We start from the raw sequence: 25,719 nt of genomic DNA on the forward strand, positions 1-25,719 counted from the left end.
CCTCCTTGTAACACTACTTTTTGCGTTGGTCTTCGACCCCCGCGATATTTCGAAATTCTTTAAGACCTGACGGCGCGATTTCTTCGATGAGTTCTAAAAAGTCCATCGCCACCATACGGCGCATTCGCCGGGCCAGGTGCGGGATGGGGCTGGACGGTTCTGTACGTTCATAAAACGCAACAATCTGATCCAACGCGGTTTCGACGTCTTCGCGGGAATTGACTGGACCGGTGCCGCTCGCACCATTGAGCTGGGTAGTCGGGTTGGCAATTTGGGATTGGGCGGGGGCATCGGTGACTGCGCCACTTTCAACGGGTGACGCGTTTTTGCTGACAACTTCAATCGCGCTTTCAAGCGTGGTTTTGATCTGTGCCAAATACTCGCTAACTTCCGCAAGACTCAGGCCCGTGCCATCTGAAATAGTGGACGTCTCGGCAAACTTTGTCTCAAGAGCTGCTGTTGCTGTTTCACAGGCAAGGATGTCATTCACCATCTGTGCTGCGGCTGCCGCATCCTGGTCCGCAAACAGGCGAGCCGCTGCGTTGACCCGATTGACCAGTTCTTCATGCTTGGCAGAAAGCGTGTCTTTTTCGGATTGGCTAAGGCCCGCAGCGGCACGGCTGAGCATGTCATAATTGTTCAGCGATGCCTTTGCCAACTGATCGCCTGTAATGGCACCAATGCCGCGTGGATTGAGCACGACATCAAATTTCAGATCTCCTAGGAGGCCGTTGTCATCGTTTTCAAGCTGGCGTAGGGCATTGACACGGGGCAGGGTGGCCATTCTTGGATCGTCGCGGTCCCGCAATGCCGGATGCAGTGTGCCCCAATGCTGATCCAATGTGTCGGTGAGCAGACCAAGCCCGGTGCTCAGGCCCGCAAAGCCATCCAAAGCATAAAGCGTACGCACAACGATAACGAGCAGGCGCAAGTCTCGTCCTTTTTGGGCGAGCGCGGAAGCGTCCGATGCAACAACTGCCCAATCAACATCCGGTGTCTTTGGATTGATTGATCCGTCGTCGTTTAGGCGATGTTCACGTCCGGCGGGTTGCACCATGCGCTCAAGAGAGTGAAATTCACTTTCATTTCTGAGTTCAATACCGGACGGAGAGTCCCCCTCTAGAGGTTTGAGGAGGCTGGAAATATCCATGCCTCATTCTCCAAAATGAAATTTTCATAACTTCTAAAAACCCATTCAGCATCACAGAAGATTATGATTCGAGCAAGTTTGGCTGTGCGGGGGGCGTTTGGCGCGCTCCGTGTATCCATCAGTTTCAATTTTGACGTGTAGCCACAAAGAGGTAGGCCCATTCTCCGCGGAAATTTTCACGGGTGTTACGAACCAGCGAAATCTGGTCTTGGAGGAAAGCCAAATAGGCTTCGGCTGGTTCAATAAAGGGCCGGAAACCGTCATAAAGTGGATGGCTGGCAGCATAGGCCACAGCGATGTCTTGGCCAAAAGGCGCAGCGATTTCCAGAACCAGAGCTGGTGGAGCACCGGTCACCGGATCAGGTCGTCCAATTGAAAAGAGGGTGGCAGGCTCATACGCCTTGAGAGGACGCTGTGTGCTTGGCACCAAATGGATCACGTCCCCGTTGGCGTCGAAGTAGTCAAGGTAGACAAAGGCGGGGTAGTCCGGTGCCTCCAGGTCCAGGATCAAGCGCTGGCCCGCAACAAAGTTGTAAGTCTGCACTTGTGAGCTCGCCCCCACCAGCATCGGATCGGTGAACTGCTCCTCGGATTGTGGCAGATCCAATTGGTCCAGAGATGTCAAGATGGCGCACTGTGGCGGGGGCAAAATGAGCAATTGATCCTTCAGCGGCAGGCTGTCGCCAAGTTGATCTGAAAGTGCGGCTAAAAGGGGCGCGCGTTGTGCTTCGTCGCGGAGGTGGCCTCGAATTGCCAACGAGCCGGTAGCCGGATCAAAGGCGGTTTGCACCCGTGCGCAACTCGGCGCCTTAAGTGCTGCCGCAAGTGAGTCCCGCATATTTTGACCTGTGGAAGAGGCCGGCTGTAGAAATGCCGCGATAGTCTCCAGACTTGCAGGATCAAAAGCGGTCGCGCCACTCCAGTCAAAGGCGGCAGCAACACGCTTGGATGCGGGCGGTTTTGCAAATGACTGGCGCCTGGCAGGTGCCGTCGTAGGGATGATGTTTGACGTAAGATCTATTGCGGTCTGATTGCGGGCTGCCAATGGCGAAGACGCGATAGACGGCTTGTTTGGCTCCGCAATTGGGACAACGCGCGCCTCCGGCGAGAGCGCGGATTGTAGTGTGTGGACTATTGCTCGCGACGCTTGCGTGGTTGGAGTGACTTTGACTTCTGTCAGTTTCACGGTTGGGCTTGCCGTGCTTTTTACAATGGATGGCGGTTGTGGCGTTTTGGCTGCGGTCTGCGCAGTGTGTACCGCCTCGCGTGCGGATAGAGATGGTCCGTAGTCCGCAAGTTTCTTATCTGATCGTAGTCGTCGCGCATCTGGCGATGTAGCGCTGGCTTCGGATTGAGGTACCAGCATGGCTGCAAGGCTCAGGCTGCTGTTGGGTACAGTTTGCTGCGGGACTTGAGTGGGCGCGACAAGCATCACGCCTAAGGTGGCAGCGCCACCGTGCACTATCAGCGAGCTCAATGCTGCAAAGATCATGCGAGCGGTCATGGCGTCACGACCAGAACCACCTCACCGAGCGCAGCGGCTTGCAGAGCCTCAGTTATTGGCAGGACAAAACGCAAAGGCGTGGTGCGGTGCGCATTCACACGCAGGAGTGTCGCTTGGTCGCGCTGGGCTACTAGCATTGTTTGCTCCAACCAAGCCCTTGAGTCATACACTGTGCCGTTGACCGCAATTTCGCCGCCTTGAGCAATGCTGATTGTGACCCCACCGCCCGGCATGTCGCGCCCTGAATTGGCGTTGGGCGGGATGACTTCAAAGGGCGCAGAAGCATCCAAACGCGCCACCAGCATGAAAAAAACGAGTAGAAAAAACACAACGTCAATCAAGGCTATGGTGGGCTCAGATGCGGCGCGGCGTTGTGGCCGTCGCAGGCCGGCGGGTTGGGGCTTTGCTGAGCTTAGAGGGCGAGTCACGGCGAGCCCTCAATGCGAATGATACGCGTGTTTGTTAAGCCGACCGAGGCCAAGGCGTCCAGGACTTCGGTCAACGCAAATAGCGGCGCAGCGCCTGACGGCAGGATTAGGATTTGTGGTGGTGGCACTCTTGCGGCTAGAGGGAGGATTGCTGCGGCCAAGTTGCCTTCGCTAAGCCGCTGGCCACGCAGGCTCACGGTGCCATCGCTGCTGATCCGAAGAAGAACGCGCGTGACGTCACCTATTGCCCCAGTTTGTGTGTCTGTCGCTGGGAGATCAACTTTTTGTGACACGGGGATCATGTCGAGATCGAGGTAGACTGAAGTCACCATGAAGTAGACCAACAGGATAAACAGCACATCAATCAACGGCACCAAAGAGATGCGTCCGGACGTGCGCTGTGGGCGAGACAAGGTCATTGCGGGTGCACTGGAGAAGACGTTGGATCAGGCTTTTGACTGGGCACCAAGCGTACCCCTGCCAGAATGGTCTCAATTTCTTGCGTTTCGGCTTCGGCCCGTGCGGTGAGCCAAGCGGCCTCTGCAAGCGCTGGAATGGCGACAACCAGCCCGGCGGCGGTGGTTAAGAGCGCTTGCCAAATGCCGCCTGCGAGAATGGATGCGTTTGCCGCGCCTTCCGCAAGCTCCAGTGAGCGAAAGGACTGGATCATCCCAAGCACCGTGCCCAATAGGCCAAGCAGGGGCGCAATCATGCTAATCAATTCCAAAGTGCGAATTCCGCTAAAAAGGCGTGTGACGTCTCGTTGTGCTAATGGGTGCAGCGCATCCGCCACAAAGAGTCCTTTTTGTCCGAGGTGCAGGCGTTCGGCGGCGGCTTTGGCGATGTTATCTGCTGCGCTGTGACTGGTCGGCGGTGTTTCAATGGAGCCTTTTTCCAATGCGCGTAGCCAGCCGGAACGTGCCTCGGTTCCCTTGGTGCGCACGCCCAGTTTCAACAAGCGTGCCAGAAAAATCGCAACCGATAGCACCGATAACATTCCCAGCAACAAGAGCACGGGCAAGGCGGTACCAAGATCAGATAACGCTCTCATTTGATCAACGGCACCGCGGCCCGGCTTGAAAGTGTGATCAAGGGGTAGCAATCGCGGGGTTCTGCGTTTTGTGGCGTGCATGCGGGTATGTCATGCAGTAACAATTCGCCAATCTGGGGGCAGGCGATGTCCGGGAATTCGAACAGTTTGAGAGATGTACGGGCCACCGGAGTAGGGGCGGCGTCTACGGTCAGCAACTGGTTGATAATCCCGTTGGTGTCCAAAATGGCAAAGGACAGTTCCAACGCCTCAAAGCTCATGCCGGAGTCGTTGCGAAATAAAAAGAAAGCCTGACATGTGGCTTCGCCAGCTTCCAACTTGTTGAGTTCCACATAAAGTTGAGCAGCCGTCTGTTCCTGCGCCTGTAGTGGCGGTGTTTGTGTGAAGGAAAACAGTAAAACAAGTGCCTGAAAAAGGGTCTTTCGCAATGGATTGCTCCTTTGTCTGAAATCAAGAGAAGCCTAGCCAGAGAGATGATTCTTGTAAAATCTCCCCCTAAGGCGCGCTTTCAAACTGGCGCAATCAACGCGGTACAGAGCGGAGCATCGACACAAACTTAATGGCTGTGCTACCATCGTATCGATTTTAAGCAATGTGTTGAGTGAAGTCCGGTCCAGCTGATTTTTGCGGAAAGGACAGTGAAAGGAGTTGCGCGTTTTGGACGTAAAGACCCCGCAGGCAAAGACCCAAACGGAGCAAGCAAACACGCATGTAGATGGCGTGGTGATTGGGTTGTTGCTTGGTTTTGAGGATAGCAAACCACTGGTGGTGTTTCCGGGCAATCCTGCGGATGCAGCTGTGGCAGCACGCAGTTTGTGCCAACTTTCTCCCAAGGATGCCGGTGGCGAAGTTGCCCTGCTTTTTGAGGATGGCGCATGGGATCGGCCTTTAATTGTCGGGCGCATTGTGGACCCAATAAAGGCGCCGGATGCCTTGCCGATGCAAGTGATCAGCGATGGACAGACGCTCAAAGTCACAGCAGAGCAGCGGATTGAACTGCGTGTTGGGAAGTCGGCAATTGTGATGGAAGCGAATGGCCATATCACCATTCGCGGCAAACATTTGGTCAGTCAGGCGTCCGGGTCAAACCGAATTCGGGGTGCCTCGGTAAATCTCAACTGATGGCGGTGCCGGTTCTGATAGATATCGTGCGCCAACATGCTGAAGAGGCGGCGCATCTGTGGGTGACCTATGACTGGCACCTTCTGAACCCAGACGAAAACCCCGATATGGACGAAGAGCGGTTGGATCGGCTAATCGAGCGGCTGGAGGCGCATTTGGATGCGATGCGGGTTGCCGGAAAACACGGGCTAAAAATTGCGCAGGAGCGGTATGAGGAGTTCCCTGAGGCGGGAGAGCTGTTTTTGTTACGCATGTTGCAACCCGAAGCGGCCAGCTTGCGTGTGCGCGAGCTGGATTTGGTTGCGGTGAGGGAATTTCTAGCGACGAAGCTGGAAAGTTACGCGACGCCAACCTGATTGATACGGGTCCATTCCTCACCATCGAACGTCAGAACGTCCTTGTCACCAAGACTCCACATTTTCTTTGTGCCACGACCGAGGTTGTAAAACGAGCTTGCAAGGGCCATCGGCTCGAGCACAGGGGTCAGTCCCTCTTCGTCGTTCCAAGTCATTAAGGCGCGCATCATGGCGCAATAAATCTCTCCTTGAAACTCCACGATCCCCCAGATGTCTTGCAACGGCACCGGGGGGGTAGACACCAAAAACTCGTCGCGCCGTCCTTTGGCGACAATTCCGGTCATTCCACCAGCATAAACAAAACCATCAGTTGCGCAGTGCAGGCAGGTGAACGCCAGGTTAGTGGCGCATTGGACAGGTGCCCAAATCTCGCCATTGAACCACCAGACAACGCCATCCCGTCCAGCCGCATACATCTCGGTTTTGGAAAATCCATCGATGGCTTCAAGATGGTTTTGTGGGAACTCCTTTTGCAGCACGGCGTCCGGACCGAACTCGGTCCAACTGCCATCTTCACTTCTACGATATGCAGCGAGGTTGCCACCGCAAGCAACCACGACGTTGTCGATTTCTGCCACACTGCGAACTGGGTTTTCAGTGCCGTTGATTTCCTCCAATGGACCCACCGTTCCCCCCTCAAAAACCACGGCTTCTCCGTAGTGCCCAATTGCGACAACCCGCTTTCCATCGCGTGCCCAAGTAAGGTCGGAGACTTCAAAGTCCACAAAAGATAATTCCGACCCCAGTTCGGGTGTCAGATTGTAGATAGCCGCGTGCGGGTCCTCGAATTGATAGGCAAAATCATCCATGATCAAGGCCATGCACGCCAAATCGTCGCTTTGCACCGCTGCGCGCGTTAAGGACATTTTGTTAAAGAAAGGCCGCATGTGTTCTCTTTTCCACGTTATGAGCCGCGCAACATCTGGGCTCTCTCTCTTGTGTAGGCCATGGCCGCGCTCTCAACTTTGCTACTTTTGCCACACCGCTCTCCTCTGAGCTGGCGTGACGGCGGCATGCCTAAAGCGTCGCAATGGTAGGAATCTAACTGCGCCTGCAAACAGGCGGGGGAACAATCGGAGAGGGGGAAAACAACGTCCATTGAGCGGATTGCCTCGTCGCGCATGTCCTCATAAGAGCAGGTCTCCATTTCCTGAATTTGGATCGTTTTCCGACCCGGGGATTGGGCGGTGATGACCCCAACGCTGTTGGAACTGGAATTCGCAGAGACAAACGCGCTCATTTCCGTATGCATCATACCGTGCGATCCAGTTGTGTTTGAACACCCTTCCGCACACACACAGGGTGCATCGGCTGCTGCGTATGGTGGCGCGGATTTTCCCGGTGGCCAATCTGGATTTGCCAAGCGACTGAAGATGCTCAGCGGTTTTTCATCCGGCTTTGGGTTCTCTCCTCGACCTTTGTTGTAAAACGCAGAGGCTGGCACCATGTGATGACCGGTCTGCCCTGGGCAAGGGCAATTGTTGGTGCCGGAGCCGCCGTAGGGAGGCAGTTGGCATGCCAAAGCGGCCAAACAGTCATTCTTCTGGGCTTTGTTTGAAATTTCAATGACATCCGCATTGTCTTTGAAGTCGCCGTCGGCGGTCGAAATTGTTGTGTTGTAGCCATCGCGGGTGCCAATTTCCTTGGCCCGTTCGCCCACCTTCTTGTCCAAACCCGTACTTTTGCAGACTTCGTCTGTTGTCTTGCCATCGCAGGCTTCTGCAATTTTTCGTTTTTCGCTTTCGCAGGGATCAGGACTTCCCGGCACATGAGGTTGTCCGATTTTTGGCCAGGGCGGCGTGTTGGGGGGCGAGCCATGGTTGTCCGTTTGAATGTCTGAAAAGCGAGTGACGTTCTTCCCCTCGGCCTTCACGTTCATTGAGTAGGCTTGAGAGTAGGCTTTGCCTGTGTTCTTGGAACTAATCACGCCTTTTTTGGCAGCGCAGCCGGCCTCATCCCCGGTGGTCTTGCTGAAGTATGAGGAGTTTTTTTGATTGACAGTTTTGCCGCCAATTTTGACCGATCCAGTGCCTTTGTCTGTGTCTCCATCTGATCCGAAATTTGGATAGGGAACCGGCACGCCGGGTGGGGTGGCCGGGTTTTCCGGAGGGGTCATGCAAACGTCGGGAAAGGAGGCAATGACCTTGTTGGCCTGCGCCTTGCAGCTGACTTCCAAACTATTGGCAAAGACGGTCATGCCGCCTTCCTCCGGCGGCTGTCATTGCGGTTTGGTGTTTGAAAGATTGCGGTGCCGCAGGCGCCATCATCACCCGATCCTTCGATCATTATGCGATGGCCGTCAGCATAGTCTTTTTCATATGCTTCCAGCCCCCAGGCCGCCATCAAAGGCACAAACGCCGCTCCAATATTGCCAAGACAATCTGCAGGGCTCCAAATTGGCTGCGGATCGCGGTGTAGGCGCATGGTGCGCTGCATCGCCAGCGCGCTTTGTTTGAAGAAAAAATGTTCGCCAGAGACATCAGACAGGCGGAAATCTATTCGGCCGAAATCCTGCAAAGACGACATCTCCAACGCATCGCGATAGGCTTGTGTCATGCCATCCGCGCGCAAAGGCAAATCCAGTCCGTCTTCGTCCAATTCATTGTAGAGAAAGGCCTTCTCTCGAGTAAGGCCTAGCCCGGTCAGGGCGAAATGTGTGGCGTTACCAGCGGTGCAGAGGATGGCGGCTGCGGCTTCTCCCGGGATAAATCCATTGGCGTTTTCTGCCGTCAATAGGCGGTTCTTGCGCAAATAATGCGCAACCGTTGGCCCAGTCAGCAGCGTGTCGGCACCGACAATCAGGACATATTCAGTCGCACCGTTGCGCAGCACTCGTCTCGCGCGTTCCAGTGCAACAAAGCCGGATGGTCGCCCGTGGGTGACCACTTGGCATTTGGTTTGGGGAGAAAGGCCTGCGTATTTCAAAACCTTCTGAGCGAAACTCTCAGAGGCACGCACCGGGCGACCGGGGCGCTCACTTTCCGCAAGGCAAAAGATCACCTCTATGTCGGCTTTGCTGGCAGCATGCTGCGCCAATGCATCGACAACAGCGCCAGCAGCCAGATGGGCGAGGCGCTTTTCTCCAATCCAGTTTTTGGGCAGCGGCACCGGTGCCCCCACCAACCAATCGCCGCCGGGCACGACAAATTGCGTTTCCGCAAAGCCATCTATGGCACCACGTAAGGCTGCCGCGGACGCCGCGCGGTTTAGTCCAACGGCCGTAACCATGCCCGCGGAAAGGATGTTGAGGCCAAGGCCTTTGAGCACCGTCATGACGGGGCCTCCGCAACTGACACCGCAGGGGGAGGCGTGTCGCCCGGCAAGCGGAAGCGGCCGCCACGTGGGTGATAAGCCTTACCTTGTCGTTTTGCGCGCTCCAGGCCCTTGGCTGGGGTGCCAATCCAGGCCTCGGTGATTTCGGTGATGATGCGCTTCATCGGCACGTTCACGCGCCAAACCATCGACATACGCCGCGCCTCAGTGTCAAACAGGAGCGTGTCTGGCCGAACAATGCCAGAAAAGGCCTCCTCCCACTCACGAAACAAACGCACAGGGAGGTCAGTTTGCGGCAGATGAAATTGCTCGCGACCTTTGGGGGTGAGGTTGAGAGTGGTGACCGGGGTGCCAGTGGCCGGTTGCGTTATCTGCTGATCTTTGCCAACCTGCTGATAGTATCGCTCGTCAAAATCGTGCGGTAGAAACGGGAAAACCTCGTCCTGCCACTTCTGGTCGTAGGTGCCTGCCCATTTCAGCCGATCAGCGCGGGCTCGGGAAATCGGCCCAAGTGCCATGGGCTGGTATTCTTCATAAGGCGACGTGACTTCAACGCCGGGCTCTTCTGTCAGGGGCAGGGGCGTGCCGCTGAGGCGATCTTGATTGCGGGGAGTGGCATAACCGCGGCCTACGGGATTGGTGGCGTAGGAATGCGGATTATCCACCTCAGGGTCGAGCCGATCCGTGCCGCCAAATGCAACATCGTAGGAAAAAGGCAAACGGGTAAACGGATAGGGATCTGTGGCCATGATAGCCGGGCCGACTACCCGCCATTCACGATGCCCCACCACCATCAGGGTTTTGTGCCAATCCCCAACACGAATGCCAACTTGCACCCGTTCGGCTTTCTGCCCGTTTGGAGCATAAGCGGCCCCTTGAACCACCACATCGCAGTTTGGTTTTCGGAAGGCAAAATCGGTTTCCCAAAGAGTGGCGGAATAACCGGGCTCTCCGGTGTGTTGATCCGCCAACATCAGCGGTGTTTGCTCTGTCTCGGGCAGCGGACGCATTGGGGTGCCGGGTGTGTCTGGAAACGCCCAAGTGCCTTTAATCACCAAAGAGAAATATTCGCGTCCGGCCACATCCATGCCCATGGTGTGCTGGTGTAAATAGCCGTGACGGTTGTAGACCTTCATCCCTGTCCGCTCCTGAGGTCACTCAAAGTGATAAGAAAAGCCATCCTCTCCGCCGGTAACCGTAACTTTGTTAAGCTCCTTGCCCTCAAGACTGTGGTTGAGAATGCGGCGGCTCAATTCGGGCATTAGCGAGTTGGTTAGAATGGCGTCGATCATGCGTCCCCCACTTTCAATCTCAGTGGCGCGGGCTTTGATCACATCGATGGCGCCTTCGCCGATCACAAGATCCGCCCCGTATCCTTCGCTTAAGCGTTTGGCGATGGACTTGAGCTTAAAGCCCGCAATGGCCTCGATCATCGAGTCAGATAGAGGGTAGTATGGAATGGTTACAACCCGCCCCAGCAAAGCGGCAGGAAACACCTTGAGCAGAGGTCCGCGCAATGACCGATTTAGCTCATCCATGTCGGCCGGCTGCGTGCCGTTTTCTGTCATAGCCATGATCTCGTCAGAACCAACATTGGAGGTCAGCAAGATCAACGTGTTTTTGAAATCAATCCGGCGCCCCTCGCTGTCGTCCATCATGCCTTTGTCAAAGACCTGAAAGAAGATTTCATGTACGTCTGAGTGTGCCTTTTCTACTTCGTCCAACAACACTACCGAATAAGGGCGACGACGGACCGCTTCGGTCAGGATGCCGCCTTTGCCGTAGCCAACATAGCCGGGCGGAGCCCCTTTTAAGGTTGAAACCGTATGGGCCTCTTGGAATTCCGACATGTTGATCGAGATGATGTTGTCCTCGCCGCCGTACATCAGTTCGGCCAGTGCCAGCGCCGTTTCAGTCTTCCCGACCCCAGACGGTCCACACAGCATAAACACCCCGACGGGTTTCTCAGGCGGCTTGAGGCCCGCAGCGGAGGTCTGAATGCGGTTGGCAATCATCTCCATTGCATGATCCTGCCCAACAACGCGTTGAGCAAGATCTTCAGCCAGTGATAACGCGCGTTCGGTCTGGCTTGCCATCATCCGGCCCATGGGGATGCCGGTCCAGTCCTGAACCACACTTGCCACAGCCTGCTTGTCGACGGCTGGCAGAATGAGAGGCGTTTCTCCCTGTGCATCTGTCAGAGCAGCCATACGCGTGCGCAAAGTGGCCAGTGTTACTTCGCGATCAAAAGGCTGCGCCGGTTCCGCAGTCCCTTGTTCGTCCTCTGAGTCGGCATCTTCGGTTGCTACCTCGGGATCCAGCTCGGCGGGATCCGCATCACCTACGTCCCCGGTGTCATCCACTGCCGCACCAGCTCCCCGAAGCTTCGCGCGCAATTCCAGGATTTCGGCGACCATGTCTTTCTCAGTAGACCAACGGGCAGTGGCCGCATCAAGCTCTGCCTGGCCGACCTCCAGCGCGGTTTTGACATCGATTTTGCGCTCCCCCACATCGATGCCAATCGCTTCTTCGCGTTCAATGATACCTTCTTCAATCTCCAAAGCTGTGAGGCGACGTTGAATGTCTTCAACCTCAGCAGGGGTGGCATGCTGGCTGACCGCGACCCGTGCGCAGGCAGTATCCAAAAGCGAGATCGCCTTGTCCGGTAGTTGGCGCGACGGGATATAGCGATGAGACATTTTTACAGCCGCTTCGATGGCCTCATCCAGCAGCTCGACTTGGTGGTGTTTCTCCAGAACGCCAGCGATGCCTCGGCACATCAAAACGGCTTTGCCCTCATCCGGTTCGTCCACTTTCACCACTTGAAAGCGACGGGTCAGCGCGGGATCTGGTTCAATGTGTTGCTTGTATTCGGCCCAGGTGGTGGCGGCTATGGTGCGCAGTTCGCCACGGGCCAAGGCCGGTTTGAGCAAGTTGGCCGCGTCGCCAGTCCCAGCCGCGCCGCCGGCACCAATTAAGGTGTGGGCTTCGTCAATAAAGAGGATAATTGGGGTGTCAGACCCCTGCACCTCGTCGATCACAGCTTTCAGTCGTTTTTCAAACTCACCTTTGACGGAGGCACCGGCTTGCATCAGGCCAATGTCGAGCATTTGCAAATCTACATTGCGCAGCTGGGGGGGCACGTCGCCCCGCGCCAGGCGCTGAGCAAACCCTTCGACCACAGCGGTTTTGCCAACGCCCGCTTCCCCGGTCAGGATTGGGTTGTTTTGTTTGCGGCGCATTAGGATATCGACGATTTGGCGAATTTCAGGGTCGCGGCCCACCACTGGGTCCATTTTACCATCTCTTGCGCGGGCGGTCAGATTGGTGGCAAATTGGGCCAGCGCGGATTTTCCGCCTGGTGCCTTTCTGCGCGCAGGTGCCTGATTGTCAGCGGCGGTGGCTGGGGCCTCAATCGAGTCCACCAGTAATTCTTCAAGCTGTGACGCCATTGCGGCGCTGTCCAATTTGTCAAACTCAAGGCTGATCTTGTACAGCAGGCCTTCCAAAACTGGTACCTGCAGCGCTCCAAGAAGGACATAAGCAGAGCGCACAGTGTCATCGCCAAATTCGAGCGATCCAAATTGCCAGGCTTCCTGAATGGCGCGGAAAATATGGTCTGAAAATTCTTCTACGGAACCGGCGCCGTGGCGCAGCGCATCGGTCGCACGCAATACGTCGCCGTCAAATGTGTGGCGATCAACACCAGCCGATACAAGCAGAAGCGCGAAATCTGATCCTTCGCTGTCCGCCAACCCGGTTACAAAATGCACAAGCTCGACATAAGGGTTACCGCGACGCTTTGCGGCTTGGGCAGCTTCAGAAAAGGCTTTTAGGCAAGTTGGATTGAGCTTGCCCACAAGCTCTTTGCGTTTGATGGAATCCTGCGATCCACGTGGGGACATATCAAAGTCCTCCGAAAAAAGGATGACGACGAACAGCGATGAAAAAATAAAATTCAGGTATACTGAGCATATTAGCCCCGTTTCGCATTTGAATCGACACCTTTGAAATTTCGCCGCCTAGTTAGGAGCTTTCGATGAAGACGCCGCTGCCCACGGATATCTTTAAAGTTGGCCAGGTATTGAACAACACCTATGAAATTCAGGGTGTTCTGGGACGTGGTGGAACCGGAGAGGTGTATCTGGCATGCAATCAGATCAACAGCCGGGAGGTAGCGATCAAGGCGTTAAACGCGCAGTTCTCAGGCAATGACGATTATGTCGAGTTGATGAAGCGCGAAGACCAAATGCGTTCGATTCGACATGACGCTGTGGTGCGATACATCGAAGTTTCCAAGTCAGATGACGGGCACGTTTTTCTGGTGATGGACTATATTGAGGGGCCTTCTCTCAACAATATCCTGACCGAGAAACGCATGTCTGCACGCGATTTGCTTATTGTCGCGCATCGCGTTCTGGAAGGGTTGGAAGCCACCCATGCCGAAGGCATTATCCATCGCGACCTGTCTCCGGATAACATCATTTTGGCCAATGGTTCGCCGGAGAAGGCCACAATAATCGACTTTGGGATCGCCAAAGACACTGCTACGGGCGCACGCACAATTGTGGGAAACGAATTTGCCGGAAAATATGAATACGCAGCGCCTGAACAGTTGGAAGGCCGCGTTGAATTTCAGACCGATATCTACGGTTTGGGGGCAACGCTACTTGCCGTGTGGCGAGGTGTTGTGCCGGACTTGGGCGCGATGCCCGCTGAGATTGTCCGTCGCAAAGCGAACCGGTTGAACACAGAGGGTGTGCCTGATCCTCTGAAAGAATTGATAGATTGGACAACCAATCCTGCCATTGAAGAGCGTCCCGCAAACGCGACAACCGCGATCTCATGGCTTGATGGGAAGTTGCGCCCAAACCAACGGGAGGAGACCCCAGCCAGGATCCAGAAGTCGCGGTGGAGGCAAATTGCCTTAATGGCAGTTTGCGGAGTAGGGGCAGGGGGTGTTTGGCTCTGGAATTTTGATGTTCTTACACCCAAATTGCCAACTGCAAGCCCGTATGAATTTCTTGCCGTTCACGGCCCGGATGGTAACGCCGTGATGAAATCTCATGTGCCAGATAATGCCGCTGGAGATCTTCTAAAAGGGGCGTTTCGCGATGCCACAGGGCGTGTGCCGGCTGACGACAACGTGACGCTGGCGCAAGGCGTGCCATCTTTGCAATGGGTTTCTGAGGCGGCTGCGCTTATGAAAACCGCGTCTGACCTTGATGAGTGGCGTGTCTCTCTTACAGACCTTTCCGCAACGGTGACAGGCATTGCCCCAAGCAGCCGCACAAGGGCAGAAATTGCCAGTGCTTTTGCGGCCCAGGCGCACACCTCCAACATGTCGATTGAAACCGATCTGGTGGCTGGTCCGGTTTTACTGGCTGCACAAGCTTTGACACCAGACCTGGCAGACTTGGCGACTTGCGGCGCGCTTTCATTGACGCGTGAGAAAGGAGCCGTTTTTGCGCTTTATGAGGATGTCACGATTGTGGGAGACGTCGCCAAGGTTGGAGATGCCATGTCGATCCAATCTCATTTTGAACCTGTGATTGGCGATAGGCAGCTTAAGGTCGAAACCCGAGTCCTAAATGACGATTTGTGCGCCATTCGTGCCGTCCTTCCGCAGATTGCGGCGCAAACGGTTTCAGTGCGGCTTGGGCACGGGACCTCGGGCGAAGATTCCCTGACCGGGGTATTTACAACTGGAGATAATCCGGTTGTCGACATTCAGATGCCGGAAAGTATCGTTGGCGCCTCTCTTTGGGTGATGGTTGTGGACAACACCGGCAAGGTTTTTCACGTCCTGCCAAATGTCTACGACACCGAAAATCAGGTTGATGCCTTGGGGCAAGTGGTCGCTGGTATTCGGCAAATACGGGTGCTTTGGCCAGTTTCAGCTCTCTCTCAGGATCCAAGAAAACTCGCAATTGAAGTGACGAAAGGAGACTATGGAAAATCTGAAGTCATTGCCATTCTATCGAAGTCTCCGCTGTTTGAAATCAGACGTCCAACTGAGGAGAGCGTGGCATCTGTGGCGGCGGCTCTTGAGGAGTTGATGGTGCATCGGGCAGAGGACATTCTGGGCGTCGCAACTCGTATTATTGATGCGCGTCCTTGACAGGAGATGTGTGATGTCAAGTGAACTCGAGTCTTGCACAAGGCTTTCGGTAGTCGCCTCGTTGACCAAGGCGATGTCGAACAATTTGACAAGAGTGACGGACGCGATCTGATTATTGATAAGGGTGTTTTGGCGACGTGCATCTATCTGATTAGGATGGGAAAATGTGAATTTGTTGGCGGCACGGTCGCGTTTGGTCAAAAGCCAATTTCTGACCCAAGATCTGACCGAAAGGTGAAAACCTATAGGAATTGTGCTATTTTGAACCTGTTTGTTTGTGGGAGATTGTTTTGGGTTTCAAAAGCTTTACTGTCCGACCGATATCCGTTTTTGGCGCCACAACGGCTTTGGTGTCGTTACTTCCTTTGGTGCCCAGCAACGCAGAGCCTTTGTTTAACGTTACTGTCACGAGTAATGGCACCACGACGGAAACGTCCTTCACCAACGCCATTGATTTTGTGGATCAAACAACCACGTCGGAAGGCCTAACGGGGTTGAACCCCAATTACACAATTTCTTCGGTCGCCACGGTGTTGGGGGACTTCCGTGGGGTCGACTATTCCCTTACATACCCGGATAGGGGGGCTACGCTGATTTTCGAAGTCCCCGATTTAGACATCAGTCAAACATTTTCGGAGGCTACTCGCGAAGCGAACGAGGATGCGCTGGATGACTATTTGGTCACAAATCAGGACGACATTTTAACTAAGCTCGGCGAGTTCTTAGTGCGAACAACAGCGACGGATCCCGTTGCTGGCAACCCTGCCTCTTTGCAAGCCACCATGATTTCCAGTGACTTTGGTCTTGGCTCGGGTTTCGGCGGTAACGGCAGTGTCCAGGTGAATGATGATAACACTGTTGAAGAGACGCCTGGTGGCATCCCTGGCCTGGCTGCAAGATTGGGACGGTTTTCGGTAGACGGAAATGACGGCACAGTTATTGAGCTTCCTTTGTCCTATGTGAAACCACTTGCGGATCCACGCTGGGCGGTCGTTCTAGAGATGCCACTGACCTATGTGGACATCGGTGGTTCGCAGTCCTATTCGGCCTCTCTCGGAGGGGGCTTGCGTATACCCGTTTTGGATAACTGGTCCTTGACCCCAAGTGTGCGCGTCGGTGGCGTGGGATCAGACGATTTTGGGGCATTTGCCTTTATGTACTCCGGTTCAGTTACTTCCTCGTTCCGTTTCACCGCCATGGGGTTGGATTTTAATCTCGGCAACATGCTCAGCTACATTTCCACGACGGGTAACCCCAATGATGGTGAAAAAAGCCCAGATTATGATCTGCAAAATACAGTAGCCCGAAACGGTTTGTCTGCTTCCGGAAGTAGCAGTTGGCGGTTGTTTGATCAGCCGACCACTTGGGAAGCGTCTATCGTCAATACTCAGATTCTGGGCGACGACATTTACATTGATAATTACACCGATTTTGCCGTTTCGCTTGGAACGGTTCAGTCGCAGAACGGTTTAACATGGGATGCTGCACGACTTGGCATTACCTATACGATTGGGAACCACGGTTACAAAAAGGTCAATGTGAACTTTGGATACAAATTTTAGTTTGAGTGTCCGCGCCCTTGTTTGACGAACTGAATGGTGCCGACGCTTATTCACGGGAGGAGAGGCTAAGCAGTTGTGGAATACTGGGACATCACACCCTGAGATCCGAAACAAAAAGGGATTGAGAGCTGTCGAGGTCTTTCTGGGCGCGGCAGTGATCTGGCATGTTTTGACTTTCACGGTATTGGCCGCCGACAGGGTTGCTTTGCTGGTTGGCAATGGAAACTTTGATAACCCTGCGCTTTCACTTGCTAATCCATCCAATGACGTAAACGATCTGGAAGCGGCGCTGTCTGCTTTGGGGTTTCGGGTTTCCGTGTTGCGGGATGGTACGCGTCAGCGGATGTTGGACGAGCTGTCCCAGTTTACGGAAGCGGCCAAGAGCGCGGACGTCGCGTTGTTCTTTTTTGCGGGCCATGGCGTTCAGTATACGGGGGAAAACTACCTCATTGGTCGCGAATTTTCAGTTGCAAATACGCGAACGCTTTTGAGTAGTTCGGTCACGCTCACCGAAATTCGCCGGGCCCTGGAGCGCGCACGTCCAAAGACTGGATTGATCTTTGTTGATGCGTGCCGAGATGCGCCGTTTGACATTGCAGAAGTTGAGCAATCAGGGTTGGCACGCACCTCGGGGGGAGCAGGCCTGATGTTTGTTTATTCAACGGATCCGGGCAACGTGGCTTTTGATGGTTCTGGTCGAAACAGCGTATTCACCGCGGCTTTGCTTGATCACATAGAAACACCAAACTTGGACGTACGCCTTTTGATTGGACGGGTGAGACAGCAGGTCGTGATGAAGACGTCAGGCAAGCAGGTGCCATGGGTCGAGGAAGCTCTGCTAAATGAGCTTACGTTTGCACAGGACGGGGAAGTATCCCGCCACAACGATCCGGTGGCGGCAGATATGCGGCGCTGGCAAATGGTTGTGCAGGACGGGAGTTTTGAGGCTGTTCAAGGATATTTGGCGGCATACCCAAATGGTACGTATGCAGACATCGCTAGATCGATTTTGGCTTTTGGAGACAGCTCGGTATCAAAAGGTACTTCCCAGACATCATTGGATATTGTGGGTGACAACCCGGATGCGGCAATTGCTGCCTTAAAAATGCTTGGGTTTGTGCCGCCCGACATGTCTTCGGAAGCCTTTGGTGACGCTGAATTGGGAGCAGCCTTTGAGCGATATCAGTCTACCGCCACAGCGACAGGAGATGTGGATTTTAACACGATGATTGATGATGCCACACGGCTGTCGATGATGTTGGCCTCAACCACAGCCCAACGAATGCGCACCGATCTTGTCGCCCTAAATGGGGTCGAACGCACTTTGACAATCGCGGAGGATGCCTTGAGAGACTTTGAGGTTATCGCGGCTGGCAGCGACGAATACCTTGCAGAACTGACACAGGCGCGGCGCGATGTGGCGGCAATAAAAGACGCACGGGACACCGTTTTGGGACGATTGGATGGCAGCCGACAATATTATCGTAGCCTATTGGATCAGTCCGTGCTGTTTGTACCGCAAGACGCCTCACTTGCCTTACTCAACCTCAGCGGGGGCACGCGCGGTGCACTTAACGTCAATCAGCGGGCGATGGCCGACACCGGTCAGTTTTTGAAACATGTCCACAGTTCCCGAATATCTGAGGTGGGCAGTATGTCCTGGCTCGCCGATTTTCTCCCCAACCAGAAAGAGTGAACCGATGCCCAAATTACACATGTTGCCCTCATTTTCGGTTGTTTTTTCTGTGTGCGTTTTGTCTGCCTGTGAAACATCTGATGATCCTGCTGACGGTGGTTTTGTCGCCGGGGTTGCAGGCATCACCTCGGGTACATACCAGTCGCGGGTGGATACCCTTGAAGCGCAGGCTGCCGCGGAACAGGCACGCAACGTCGACTTGAAGCGTCAAATCAATGCTGCGGAGGCTGATCTGTCCTACCAGCAGTCCAAACTCAAAGTACAATTGGCATCGACGCAAGGGGTAAGCCGTCAGTTGTCAAAGGAGGCCAATCGCGTGATAGCCTACGTGCCGACAGCGCAAAACCCAGACGCAAAGCTGTCAGACTTGCAGCGTACCATTGCGGAGGCCAAATCGTTGAGTGCCGAGTTGACGCAGCTCTCCAACTGAGGCGGGATTCAGAGATCAACCGCCAAGGCTTCGGCCACTGAACGCATCTCCGAAATTCGCTTACTTAAGGTTGCCATTTCCTGGTTCATGGATGAAGTCTGATATCCTTGCGAGGACAAAATGGAGCGGGTTTCGGAAAAGAGCTCATTGTAGTTTTCCCCGACTTGAAGAGTTGCCGCAGCTTCGCGCGACAAGCGAGCGTCTCGCGTCGCATCGGGTTGAGGGCGGTTTTGTTTTTCTTTCAGGGCGGCACGCATCGCGCGAAGACTGTCTTCCATTCGGGCGTTAGTTCTCTGAAGGTCCGAAATGACTTCGGTAAGAAGGCGCTCTTGTTGTGAGTATTTTTGTTGCAGTGACTTCACATAGGACCCTGCTGTAACGCCGGCCACGAACCCAATTTGCGCGCCCCGAAATCCCCCTTCTGACCCGTCGATTAAAGCGCCAATTGCAGCGCCGGCGGCAGCGCCAATCAGCGCGCCCTCGCCAACGGTGCGCTGCAAGGCTTCTCGGCTTTCCCTGAGTTGTTTTTCAGAACCCGTTTCTGGCTCCCAGGTCATCACCTCTCCGCTGTCGCAGGCGGTCAATACCAATGCGCCTCCGTAGATCAAAAAACAGCGTCTTCTTATAATGTGCTCCATATTCTCAATCCTCAAATTTCAATTGTGCTTTGTCGACGCCAATGAGGTTGCTAAGCGCTTTCCATGGCGTGATTGTGGGCAAAAATACCCCAACAAGGCTTTGCAACGGCGCTCAAAAATGCGCCGTTTGAAACCATCTTACACCAAATCTACAGTGCGCGCTGAAATTGCGGTAACTCATTTTGGGTATTGTAAGAGTTTTCAACAGATCTATCTGCGACTGCCTAAAGATCGTGCCATTGGGACAGATCAGGCTGAAACCCGAAATGGGGTGAATGAAATCCAGACTACAAAAATGGATACAGGAGCGAGGACTGTGAGGTAGATCCGCATGGGATATGGGGAAACTGGTCCATCAACCGGTTTGCGCAATGTCGTTGATCTTCATTGTCGTTAAAGTTGTACCCAATCGGCTGGCGGTTTACCTTTGCCCGGATGCACCTCTCCACAAGACGGACAGGTGCGGTTCTCGGTGCTGTTGTGGAACCGGTCGTAGATTTTTGGCAGGGCGGTCACGATGCCTTCGGGGCCGTCCAGCGCCACTTCTTCGCGATGCACCAAGCCAGCGCAGTTGAAGCAGAACCATTCAAATCCTTCTTTCATGCCGGGCTGACGTGGAGCTTCAACGACGATGCCAATTGACCCTTCTTGTGGCCGTTGTGGAGCGTGGCGCACATGGGGTGGCAACATAAAGACTTCGCCTTCGCGCACCGGTACGTCGTAGATTTTGCCTCCATCGGCAATCTTGAGCATCATGTCGCCCTTTTGCTGGAAAAACCACTCTTCCACCGGATCGTCATGGAAATCGACGCGGGTGTTGGGCCCCCCTACAACCATCACAATCATGTCGCCTTCTTTATGCAGAAGTTGATTGCCAACCGGCGGTCGCAGTTTGTCCGCATTGTCCGCAACCCATTTTTTGAAGTTGAACGGTTTCAAAGTTGGATGTGTGGCCATTTACCCCTCCCAGTATGATAGCGCGAAACCGGTGCCGCGCGCGTGTTGGGAGCAAGCTAGGGGAATTTGTTGCAAGGAAATACGGAATTTGGAGAAAGTGGCTATCTGCTTTTGGAATATGGTTTAGGGCGAGAGCAGCAAAACTGTGCCTACCATGGCCAGAAACATGGCCAGCATCAGTCGCGACAGTGCGACTTTCTCTTGGGTTGGTCGCCAATGAATCAGCAGGGCAGCAAACAACACATCCAAGGCCCCCAGCACCGACACGGCGGCCACCGAGGTGTGACTGAGTGCAAAGAACTGCAAGGCCTGACCTGCGCTGAGCGCAATGGCGGTGATCCAATGCGCGGGTGTCCGGTCGGTGGTGATGTGGCGCCAGCCTCGCGATCTGCCTTGTCGCAGCATGGTCGCAAAGGCGACCCAGACTGCCGCCACCGACGCACCAATCGCGATGCCCAAAGCTGCGTCCGGCAGGTACAACAATCCAAGGCCGCGCAGGGTATAGGCCATTGCATAGGCAAAGGCGGACAATGTCCCCAGTGCAACCCAACCACCCAACGGCGTTTTGCTAGGGCGGAAATAGGACAGCACACCTGCAAGGACAAACGCGCCGCCGACCAGAAGCTGTGGGCCGGGCGTTTGCCCCAGCACAACAAAGGCGCAGGGCAGGGCAAAGACCGGCACCAATCGGCGTAGCAGCCCTGCGTTGACCGCCCCCGCGACTTCAGTGACACGATACATACTTCGGCGCCCTAGCACGTTGGCACATAGCCCAGCGCAGGCAAATATCAGCACGGCCGTTCCACCTGAGCCTGACAACAGCAGGATCCAAGCGGCGGTTGACGTGATCAGCCAAAGCACCCAAGCACAGACCGCTGTAACCACAATGGACAAAAAGACCCCGTTGTCGCCCCGCGCCTGCGGTTTCGCATGGACAATGGACACGCCCGCCACGCCGTAGGCGGCGGCTGCAAGCAAGGCCAGCGCTTCGCCTAACATCGCCGGATCAGAGCTGTAGTCCGCAATCTTCAAACGCGGCGCTGGTGGCGGCTTTTTCGGCTTCACTTAGTTCCAACATCGGATGGCGCACCCGGCCGCCAACCTGTCCCAGCAAGTCCTGCCAGTATTTGCCGTGGGCGGTGGGTTTTCCAGCGGGCTTGCTGTTGCGGATCGCTGCTCGTACCGGCTCCAGGCTGTCGCGCACCCGGTGGGCCTGATCGAACTTCCCAGCAAAGGCCAGCTCGGTGTATTCGTGCATCCGGCGGTCATTTTTGGTTTGCAGCTGGTAGGGAGGGGACGAGCACAGGTACAGCTGCCAGCCCAGCTCTTCGATGTTGTCGAGCCAGTCGTCTTCCAGCGAGGTCGAGACCAGAATTTTGTCGCCGACCATCTTGGTCAACTGGGCATACATCTCGCGCGGCACCGAATATTTGATCGCCATGATATTGGGCAGGTCCGCAATCCGGGCGCAGGTTTCCGGTGCCATCAGGTAACCGCTGTCCGGATGGCTCCACATTGCGATGCCAATGTCCAGCCGGTCACAGAGGTATTTGTAATAATTGTACAAAACCTCGTCGCGGTCGTGGCAGAAACTCAGCATCGGGGCATGGACGACCACATAGTCCGCGCCGCACTCCTGGGCATGTTGACCTAGCTCCAGCACGGTCTGCACGCTCTGATCAGAGATCGACATGATGGTGCCAGCTTTGTCGCCACATTCCTCCACCGCAATCGTCATGTTGCGCTTGCGCTCTTCCAGCGACATGGACCAGAACTCACCTTGCTTCCCGGCAATGAACAGCCCCTGAATGCCGAGATCATCGATCCAGTGGCGGATGTTGCGGCGCAATCCGGCTTCGTTTAGCGCCAAGGTCTCGTCAAACGGATTGAGCGCCGCTGCCCAAATGCCGCGCATGGTTTCGCGGGAGTAGGCTTTGGCTTCATGTTTGGTGTATTTCATGGCGACACTCCGATCCGGCAAAGAGGGGGAGCCGGTTTTTGGGCTCTTTGCAGACCTGATAAGCCACAGATACGGCCTCGTACTAGCGGCATCCCGAGAAATTGGCTATCCAAAATTCTGATAACAGAGGGTGCTCTCTTCCAGTATATTGATGGGACACTTGGAGAGACACATGAAAATCGGCATCATCGGGGAAGGCGCAATCGGGCGCTATGTGGCAGAGGCTTTGCATCAACACGGCTGGGGACCTCATGCGGTTCTGGCGCGGACGGCACAGCCCAAGGACACGACGCTGTCGGATGTGGTGCGCGTCACATCGGTGACGGAGTTGCCCGCCGAGATCGCTTTGGTGTTGGACTGCGGCGGCCACGCGGCGTTGACGCAGCACGGGCCCGCGCTTCTGGCGCGGGGCACCGATGTGATCACTTTGTCCTTGGGGGCATTAGCCGATACTTCTTTGGCGGAAACGCTCACGCAGGCCGCACAGTCCGGTGGCGCACAGCTGCATCTGGCCAGTGGTGCTATCGGCGCCTTGGACAGTTTGCGGGCCGCCAAGGTCGGGGGCCTAAAAGAGGTCACCTACATTGGCCGAAAGCCGCCACTTGGATGGCAGGGCTCGCCGGCGGAGGCCCAACTGGACCTTGGCAGCCTGTCCGTACCCACCGAGCATTTTGAGGGCACCGCACGTCAGGCGGCGCTGTCGTATCCCAAAAACGCCAATGTTGCGGCCGCGGTTGCCTTGGCGGGCACTGGATTTGATGACACATGCGTCAAGCTGGTGGCGGACCCGACGATCACGGCCAACATTCACGAGGTGCAAGCAACGGGGGCCTTTGGGCAGTTCTCGTTCCGCATCGAAGGCAGCGCCTTGCCCGACAATCCCCGCAGCTCGGCTCTGGCCGCGATGAGCATGGTCGCCACTGTCGAGCGTCTTCTTTCCCCCATGTCGATGTGAGGAACCTGCCATGGCCACCCGTCACACCCGGATTGTAGAGCGTGCTTTGACCCGCCTAAAGCTGCGGCAATTGCGGTTGTTGGTCGCCGTGGGCCAGCATGGCAGCATTCAAAGCGCCGCGCGGGACCTGAGCATCTCGCAACCGGCTGCCACCAAGATGATCCAGGATCTAGAGTTGGATTTTGAGGTGAAGCTGTTTGAGCGCACCAATCGGGGTGTGGTGCCCACGGTGTTTGGCGACTCCCTCATTCGGCACGGCAAGCTGATTTTTGCGCAGGTCTCGAATGCGGCGCAGGAGCTGGACGATTTGAACGAGGGTAATGCCGGGCGGGTGGTCGTTGGCACCTTATTGGCGGCGTCGCCGTCTTTGCTGCCGCTGGCGGTGGAGCAGCTGTTAAAAGACCGTCCCAAAGTGGCGATCAAGATTGTCGAAGGCACCAATGAAGTCCTGATGCCGGCGCTGTTGTCCGGCGAAATCGACATGGTGGTCGGGCGGTTGCCCGATCATCGGCACCGTCAGCACACCAGTCAGGAGAAGTTCTTTGACGAACGGATTGTGGCTGTGGTGGGCACTCAGCATCCGCTGGCGGCGCAGGCCAACGTCAACTTTGAACAACTAAAGCCCTATGGCTGGATCCTGCCGCCCATCGAAACCACCCTGCGTCGGCAATGTGACCAGTTCTTTGTGCGTCAGGATCAATACGCGCTGGAGACGGCCATTGAATCCGTGTCTTACCTGGCCAACCGGTCTTTGCTGCGCTCACACAACTTTATTGGCCTGATGCCGGCCCACGTGGCCGCGCTCGACATTCAAAACGGTCTACTGGCAGCGCTGGATTGGGTGGCTCCGTTTGGCGCAGGGCCGGTTGGGGTGTCTTATCGCGGCAGCCAAAGCCTGTCCCCGGCCAGTGCGGCCTTTCTGGAGGCGCTGCGCGGCGCCGCAGAGGAGATACAGGGGCGCATTGAGATGCTCTGATATTCGCCATTGTTATAGCTGGATTTGTTCAATTCTGTTGCGGCAAGGCGCTGGAAGCAGGACTTATGTGGGCAAGTCAAGGACGACAGCGAGGGCGGCATGCACACCTATCCAGACCTGCAACTTTTCATCAACGGACGGTGGCGCGACAGCACAAAGACCCTTCCGGTTGTGAATCCCGCGACAGAAGCGGTGCTGGGCCAGTTGCCCTGCGCCAGCGGTTCCGATCTGGAAGACGCCTTGCGGGCTGCCGAGGCAGGGTTCGAGGTCTGGCGTAAGACGTCGCCACGCGCGCGGGCGGACCTGATTGTGCGGGCCGCCGCCATTATGCGGGACCGTCAGGAAGAGGTCGCGCAGAGCATCACAGCGGAACACGGCAAGCCCTTGGCGCAGGCCCGTTTGGAGGTCATCCGCGGGGTCGAGTTTTTTGAATGGGACGCTGGCGAAGCCATGCGCACTTATGGCCGGGTGATCCCCTCCGCCGCGGGGGGCAAAATTTCGGTGCATCACAGCCCTATTGGCGTGGTCGCGGCGTTTTCGCCGTGGAATTTCCCAATGAGCCAACCTGCCCGCAAAATTGCCGGGGCGCTGGCCTCCGGCTGTTCCGTTATTCTCAAAGCCGCCGAAGAAACCCCTGCTGGGGCGATCCACATCGTGCGCGCATTTGAGGAGGCCGGACTGCCTCCGGGGGTGCTGAACCTTGTGTTTGGTGTGCCCTCCGAGATTTCCGAGTACCTGATCCCGCAGCCCTCCGTGCGCCTTGTTGCCCTCACCGGCTCCACACAAGTCGGGCGGCATTTGACCGGTCTTGCCGCGCAAAGTGACACGCGGGTTCTGATGGAGCTTGGCGGGCATGCGCCGGTGATCGTTTGTGAAGACACCGACGTGGAACAGGCCGCGATCAGCGGTGCGGTGCGGAAAATGCGCAACGCCGGGCAGGTCTGCACCTCGCCGACGCGGTTTTTCATCCACGAGAGCATTTTTGACCGCTTTGTAGACACCTTTGTGACCCGCGCAGCCGCCACAGTCGTGGGCAACGGGATCACCGACGGTGTGGAAATGGGCCCAACCGCCAACGAACGGCGCATCCCTGTGCTGAGCGCTTTGGTCGAAGACGCCGTGGCCCAGGGTGCAGAATTGCGCACAGGCGGCGGACGGCATGGCGACACCGGCTATTTCTTCCAGCCCACGGTGCTCACAAATGTGCCAGGTTCAGCCCGGATCATGCAGGAAGAGCCGTTTGGCCCGATTGCGGTGCTCAATCCGGTCGGCAACTTGGATGAAGCAATTGCACAGGCCAACGCGGTGCCATACGGGCTCGCGGGCTACGCCTTTACCAACCGCGCCGACTACATTGACCGTCTGATTGACGAGATCGAGGTGGGCAACTTCTCAATCAACACGCTGGAGGCGTCCCTGCCCGAAACCCCGTTTGGGGGCGTGAAGTCCAGCGGCTACGGCCGCGAAGGCGGCACCGAAGGGCTGGAGAGCTACCTGACAGTGAAAAACGTCTGGCACTCCGCCGACATCGCCTAAGCCA

At 55.8% G+C, this 25,719-nt stretch carries 24 protein-coding genes; 9 read left to right on the forward strand and 15 right to left on the reverse strand.

Annotated elements, in window-relative coordinates:
- Window positions 1–13 precede the first annotated feature (13 nt).
- The 6 genes from tssA to Q0955_RS15785 form a co-directional block, all read right to left on the reverse strand.
- Entirely contained in the window at window positions 14–1,150 is a 1,137-nt protein-coding gene (gene tssA / locus Q0955_RS15760) for a type VI secretion system protein TssA (protein WP_299425975.1), read from the reverse strand.
- Between the two features lie 124 nt (window positions 1,151–1,274).
- Window positions 1,275–2,642 (reverse strand): hypothetical protein, encoded by a 1,368-nt coding sequence (locus Q0955_RS15765; RefSeq protein ID WP_299425977.1) that lies wholly within the window; start codon window positions 2,640–2,642, stop codon window positions 1,275–1,277.
- Between the two features lie 8 nt (window positions 2,643–2,650).
- Window positions 2,651–3,082 (reverse strand): biopolymer transporter ExbD, encoded by a 432-nt coding sequence (locus Q0955_RS15770; RefSeq protein WP_299425980.1) that lies wholly within the window; start codon window positions 3,080–3,082, stop codon window positions 2,651–2,653.
- Complete coding sequence (locus tag Q0955_RS15775) at window positions 3,079–3,501, reverse strand: biopolymer transporter ExbD (RefSeq protein ID WP_299426012.1); 423 nt, start codon at window positions 3,499–3,501, stop codon at window positions 3,079–3,081. The genes Q0955_RS15770 and Q0955_RS15775 overlap by 4 nt, the downstream gene beginning before the upstream one ends.
- The gene (locus Q0955_RS15780; protein WP_299426014.1) at window positions 3,498–4,133 is read right to left on the reverse strand and encodes a MotA/TolQ/ExbB proton channel family protein; all 636 of its coding nucleotides are present in this window, start codon (window positions 4,131–4,133) and stop codon (window positions 3,498–3,500) included. Before Q0955_RS15780 ends, Q0955_RS15775 begins: the two co-directional genes overlap by 4 nt.
- The gene (locus Q0955_RS15785) at window positions 4,130–4,561 is read right to left on the reverse strand and encodes a hypothetical protein (protein WP_299426017.1); all 432 of its coding nucleotides are present in this window, start codon (window positions 4,559–4,561) and stop codon (window positions 4,130–4,132) included. Before Q0955_RS15785 ends, Q0955_RS15780 begins: the two co-directional genes overlap by 4 nt.
- A 229-nt stretch (window positions 4,562–4,790) precedes the next feature.
- Between Q0955_RS15785 and Q0955_RS15790 the strand changes: the two genes are divergently transcribed.
- Together Q0955_RS15790 and Q0955_RS15795 are read left to right on the forward strand one after the other, a co-directional pair.
- The gene (locus Q0955_RS15790) at window positions 4,791–5,255 is read left to right on the forward strand and encodes a DUF6484 domain-containing protein (protein WP_299426020.1); all 465 of its coding nucleotides are present in this window, start codon (window positions 4,791–4,793) and stop codon (window positions 5,253–5,255) included.
- A 26-nt stretch (window positions 5,256–5,281) separates the two neighbouring features.
- On the forward strand, window positions 5,282–5,611 hold the full coding sequence (locus Q0955_RS15795) for a hypothetical protein (RefSeq protein WP_299426023.1): 330 nt from the start codon (window positions 5,282–5,284) through the stop codon (window positions 5,609–5,611).
- On the opposite strand, the gene Q0955_RS15800 is transcribed toward Q0955_RS15795, so the two are convergent.
- From Q0955_RS15800 to tssH, 5 genes are all read right to left on the reverse strand, one after another.
- Window positions 5,593–6,420: a hypothetical protein gene (locus tag Q0955_RS15800; protein WP_299426026.1), complete on the reverse strand. Its 828-nt coding sequence runs from the start codon at window positions 6,418–6,420 to the stop codon at window positions 5,593–5,595. The two genes, Q0955_RS15795 and Q0955_RS15800, sit on opposite strands and share 19 nt — an antisense overlap.
- A gap of 95 nt (window positions 6,421–6,515) precedes the next feature.
- Window positions 6,516–7,808, reverse strand: coding sequence for a PAAR-like domain-containing protein (locus tag Q0955_RS15805; protein WP_299426028.1), 1,293 nt, complete (start codon window positions 7,806–7,808; stop codon window positions 6,516–6,518).
- Complete coding sequence (locus tag Q0955_RS15810; protein ID WP_299426031.1) at window positions 7,805–8,884, reverse strand: beta-ketoacyl synthase N-terminal-like domain-containing protein; 1,080 nt, start codon at window positions 8,882–8,884, stop codon at window positions 7,805–7,807. The genes Q0955_RS15805 and Q0955_RS15810 overlap by 4 nt, the downstream gene beginning before the upstream one ends.
- A complete protein-coding gene (locus Q0955_RS15815; RefSeq protein WP_299426034.1) occupies window positions 8,881–10,020 on the reverse strand; it encodes a DUF2169 domain-containing protein in 1,140 nt (379 codons plus the stop codon). The genes Q0955_RS15810 and Q0955_RS15815 overlap by 4 nt, the downstream gene beginning before the upstream one ends.
- A gap of 18 nt (window positions 10,021–10,038) precedes the next feature.
- Complete coding sequence (gene tssH / locus Q0955_RS15820; RefSeq protein ID WP_299426036.1) at window positions 10,039–12,789, reverse strand: type VI secretion system ATPase TssH; 2,751 nt, start codon at window positions 12,787–12,789, stop codon at window positions 10,039–10,041.
- A 134-nt stretch (window positions 12,790–12,923) separates the two neighbouring features.
- On the opposite strand from tssH, the gene Q0955_RS15825 reads away from it, so the two are divergent.
- From Q0955_RS15825 to Q0955_RS15840, 4 genes are all read left to right on the forward strand, one after another.
- On the forward strand, window positions 12,924–15,005 hold the full coding sequence (locus Q0955_RS15825) for a serine/threonine protein kinase (protein ID WP_299426039.1): 2,082 nt from the start codon (window positions 12,924–12,926) through the stop codon (window positions 15,003–15,005).
- A gap of 275 nt (window positions 15,006–15,280) precedes the next feature.
- Complete coding sequence (locus Q0955_RS15830) at window positions 15,281–16,567, forward strand: hypothetical protein (protein ID WP_299426042.1); 1,287 nt, start codon at window positions 15,281–15,283, stop codon at window positions 16,565–16,567.
- A 121-nt stretch (window positions 16,568–16,688) separates the two neighbouring features.
- Window positions 16,689–18,263 (forward strand): caspase family protein, encoded by a 1,575-nt coding sequence (locus Q0955_RS15835; protein ID WP_299426044.1) that lies wholly within the window; start codon window positions 16,689–16,691, stop codon window positions 18,261–18,263.
- A gap of 4 nt (window positions 18,264–18,267) precedes the next feature.
- Complete coding sequence (locus tag Q0955_RS15840; RefSeq protein ID WP_299426046.1) at window positions 18,268–18,693, forward strand: hypothetical protein; 426 nt, start codon at window positions 18,268–18,270, stop codon at window positions 18,691–18,693.
- Between the two features lie 8 nt (window positions 18,694–18,701).
- Here Q0955_RS15840 and Q0955_RS15845 read toward each other — a convergent pair whose 3' ends face one another.
- From Q0955_RS15845 to Q0955_RS15860, 4 genes are all read right to left on the reverse strand, one after another.
- Window positions 18,702–19,331, reverse strand: coding sequence for a hypothetical protein (locus Q0955_RS15845; protein ID WP_299426049.1), 630 nt, complete (start codon window positions 19,329–19,331; stop codon window positions 18,702–18,704).
- Between the two features lie 393 nt (window positions 19,332–19,724).
- Window positions 19,725–20,288, reverse strand: a complete 564-nt coding sequence (locus tag Q0955_RS15850; protein WP_299426052.1) for a 3-hydroxyanthranilate 3,4-dioxygenase — start codon at window positions 20,286–20,288, stop codon at window positions 19,725–19,727.
- 123 nt (window positions 20,289–20,411) lie between these two features.
- The gene (locus Q0955_RS15855) at window positions 20,412–21,353 is read right to left on the reverse strand and encodes an EamA family transporter (RefSeq protein ID WP_299426054.1); all 942 of its coding nucleotides are present in this window, start codon (window positions 21,351–21,353) and stop codon (window positions 20,412–20,414) included.
- Window positions 21,295–22,248 (reverse strand): dihydrodipicolinate synthase family protein, encoded by a 954-nt coding sequence (locus Q0955_RS15860; RefSeq protein WP_299426057.1) that lies wholly within the window; start codon window positions 22,246–22,248, stop codon window positions 21,295–21,297. Before Q0955_RS15860 ends, Q0955_RS15855 begins: the two co-directional genes overlap by 59 nt.
- 172 nt (window positions 22,249–22,420) lie before the next feature.
- Here Q0955_RS15860 and Q0955_RS15865 point away from each other — a divergent pair, with 172 nt between their 5' ends.
- The 3 genes from Q0955_RS15865 to Q0955_RS15875 all read left to right on the forward strand — a co-directional run bounded on the left by Q0955_RS15865 (window position 22,421) and on the right by Q0955_RS15875 (window position 25,715).
- The gene (locus Q0955_RS15865; protein WP_299426060.1) at window positions 22,421–23,203 is read left to right on the forward strand and encodes an aspartate dehydrogenase; all 783 of its coding nucleotides are present in this window, start codon (window positions 22,421–22,423) and stop codon (window positions 23,201–23,203) included.
- 10 nt (window positions 23,204–23,213) lie between these two features.
- The gene (locus tag Q0955_RS15870; RefSeq protein WP_299426063.1) at window positions 23,214–24,179 is read left to right on the forward strand and encodes a LysR substrate-binding domain-containing protein; all 966 of its coding nucleotides are present in this window, start codon (window positions 23,214–23,216) and stop codon (window positions 24,177–24,179) included.
- A gap of 99 nt (window positions 24,180–24,278) precedes the next feature.
- Window positions 24,279–25,715 carry an NAD-dependent succinate-semialdehyde dehydrogenase gene (locus tag Q0955_RS15875; protein WP_299426065.1) on the forward strand — a complete coding sequence of 479 codons (1,437 nt, stop codon included), beginning with the start codon at window positions 24,279–24,281 and terminating at the stop codon, window positions 25,713–25,715.
- The last annotated feature ends 4 nt before the right edge of the window (window positions 25,716–25,719 follow it).

Origin of the sequence: uncultured Shimia sp. (assembly GCF_947493595.1) — a bacterium.
Lineage (GTDB): Bacteria > Pseudomonadota > Alphaproteobacteria > Rhodobacterales > Rhodobacteraceae > Shimia.

Bases quoted from the DNA above. Each gene is read 5' to 3' on its own strand.
- tssA (WP_299425975.1), bottom strand. From the start codon at position 1,150: ATGGATATTTCCAGCCTCCTCAAACCTCTAGAGGGGGACTCTCCGTCC.
- Q0955_RS15765 (WP_299425977.1), bottom strand. From the start codon at position 2,642: ATGATCTTTGCAGCATTGAGCTCGCTGATAGTGCACGGTGGCGCTGCC.
- Q0955_RS15775 (WP_299426012.1), bottom strand. From the start codon at position 3,501: ATGACCTTGTCTCGCCCACAGCGCACGTCCGGACGCATCTCTTTGGTG.
- Q0955_RS15780 (WP_299426014.1), bottom strand. From the start codon at position 4,133: ATGAGAGCGTTATCTGATCTTGGTACCGCCTTGCCCGTGCTCTTGTTG.
- Q0955_RS15800 (WP_299426026.1), bottom strand. From the start codon at position 6,420: ATGGATGATTTTGCCTATCAATTCGAGGACCCGCACGCGGCTATCTAC.
- Q0955_RS15805 (WP_299426028.1), bottom strand. From the start codon at position 7,808: ATGACCGTCTTTGCCAATAGTTTGGAAGTCAGCTGCAAGGCGCAGGCC.
- Q0955_RS15810 (WP_299426031.1), bottom strand. From the start codon at position 8,884: ATGACGGTGCTCAAAGGCCTTGGCCTCAACATCCTTTCCGCGGGCATG.
- Q0955_RS15815 (WP_299426034.1), bottom strand. From the start codon at position 10,020: ATGAAGGTCTACAACCGTCACGGCTATTTACACCAGCACACCATGGGC.
- tssH (WP_299426036.1), bottom strand. From the start codon at position 12,789: ATGTCCCCACGTGGATCGCAGGATTCCATCAAACGCAAAGAGCTTGTG.
- Q0955_RS15825 (WP_299426039.1), top strand. From the start codon at position 12,924: ATGAAGACGCCGCTGCCCACGGATATCTTTAAAGTTGGCCAGGTATTG.
- Q0955_RS15840 (WP_299426046.1), top strand. From the start codon at position 18,268: ATGCCCAAATTACACATGTTGCCCTCATTTTCGGTTGTTTTTTCTGTG.
- Q0955_RS15845 (WP_299426049.1), bottom strand. From the start codon at position 19,331: ATGGAGCACATTATAAGAAGACGCTGTTTTTTGATCTACGGAGGCGCA.
- Q0955_RS15850 (WP_299426052.1), bottom strand. From the start codon at position 20,288: ATGGCCACACATCCAACTTTGAAACCGTTCAACTTCAAAAAATGGGTT.
- Q0955_RS15860 (WP_299426057.1), bottom strand. From the start codon at position 22,248: ATGAAATACACCAAACATGAAGCCAAAGCCTACTCCCGCGAAACCATG.
- Q0955_RS15865 (WP_299426060.1), top strand. From the start codon at position 22,421: ATGAAAATCGGCATCATCGGGGAAGGCGCAATCGGGCGCTATGTGGCA.
- Q0955_RS15870 (WP_299426063.1), top strand. From the start codon at position 23,214: ATGGCCACCCGTCACACCCGGATTGTAGAGCGTGCTTTGACCCGCCTA.
- Q0955_RS15875 (WP_299426065.1), top strand. From the start codon at position 24,279: ATGCACACCTATCCAGACCTGCAACTTTTCATCAACGGACGGTGGCGC.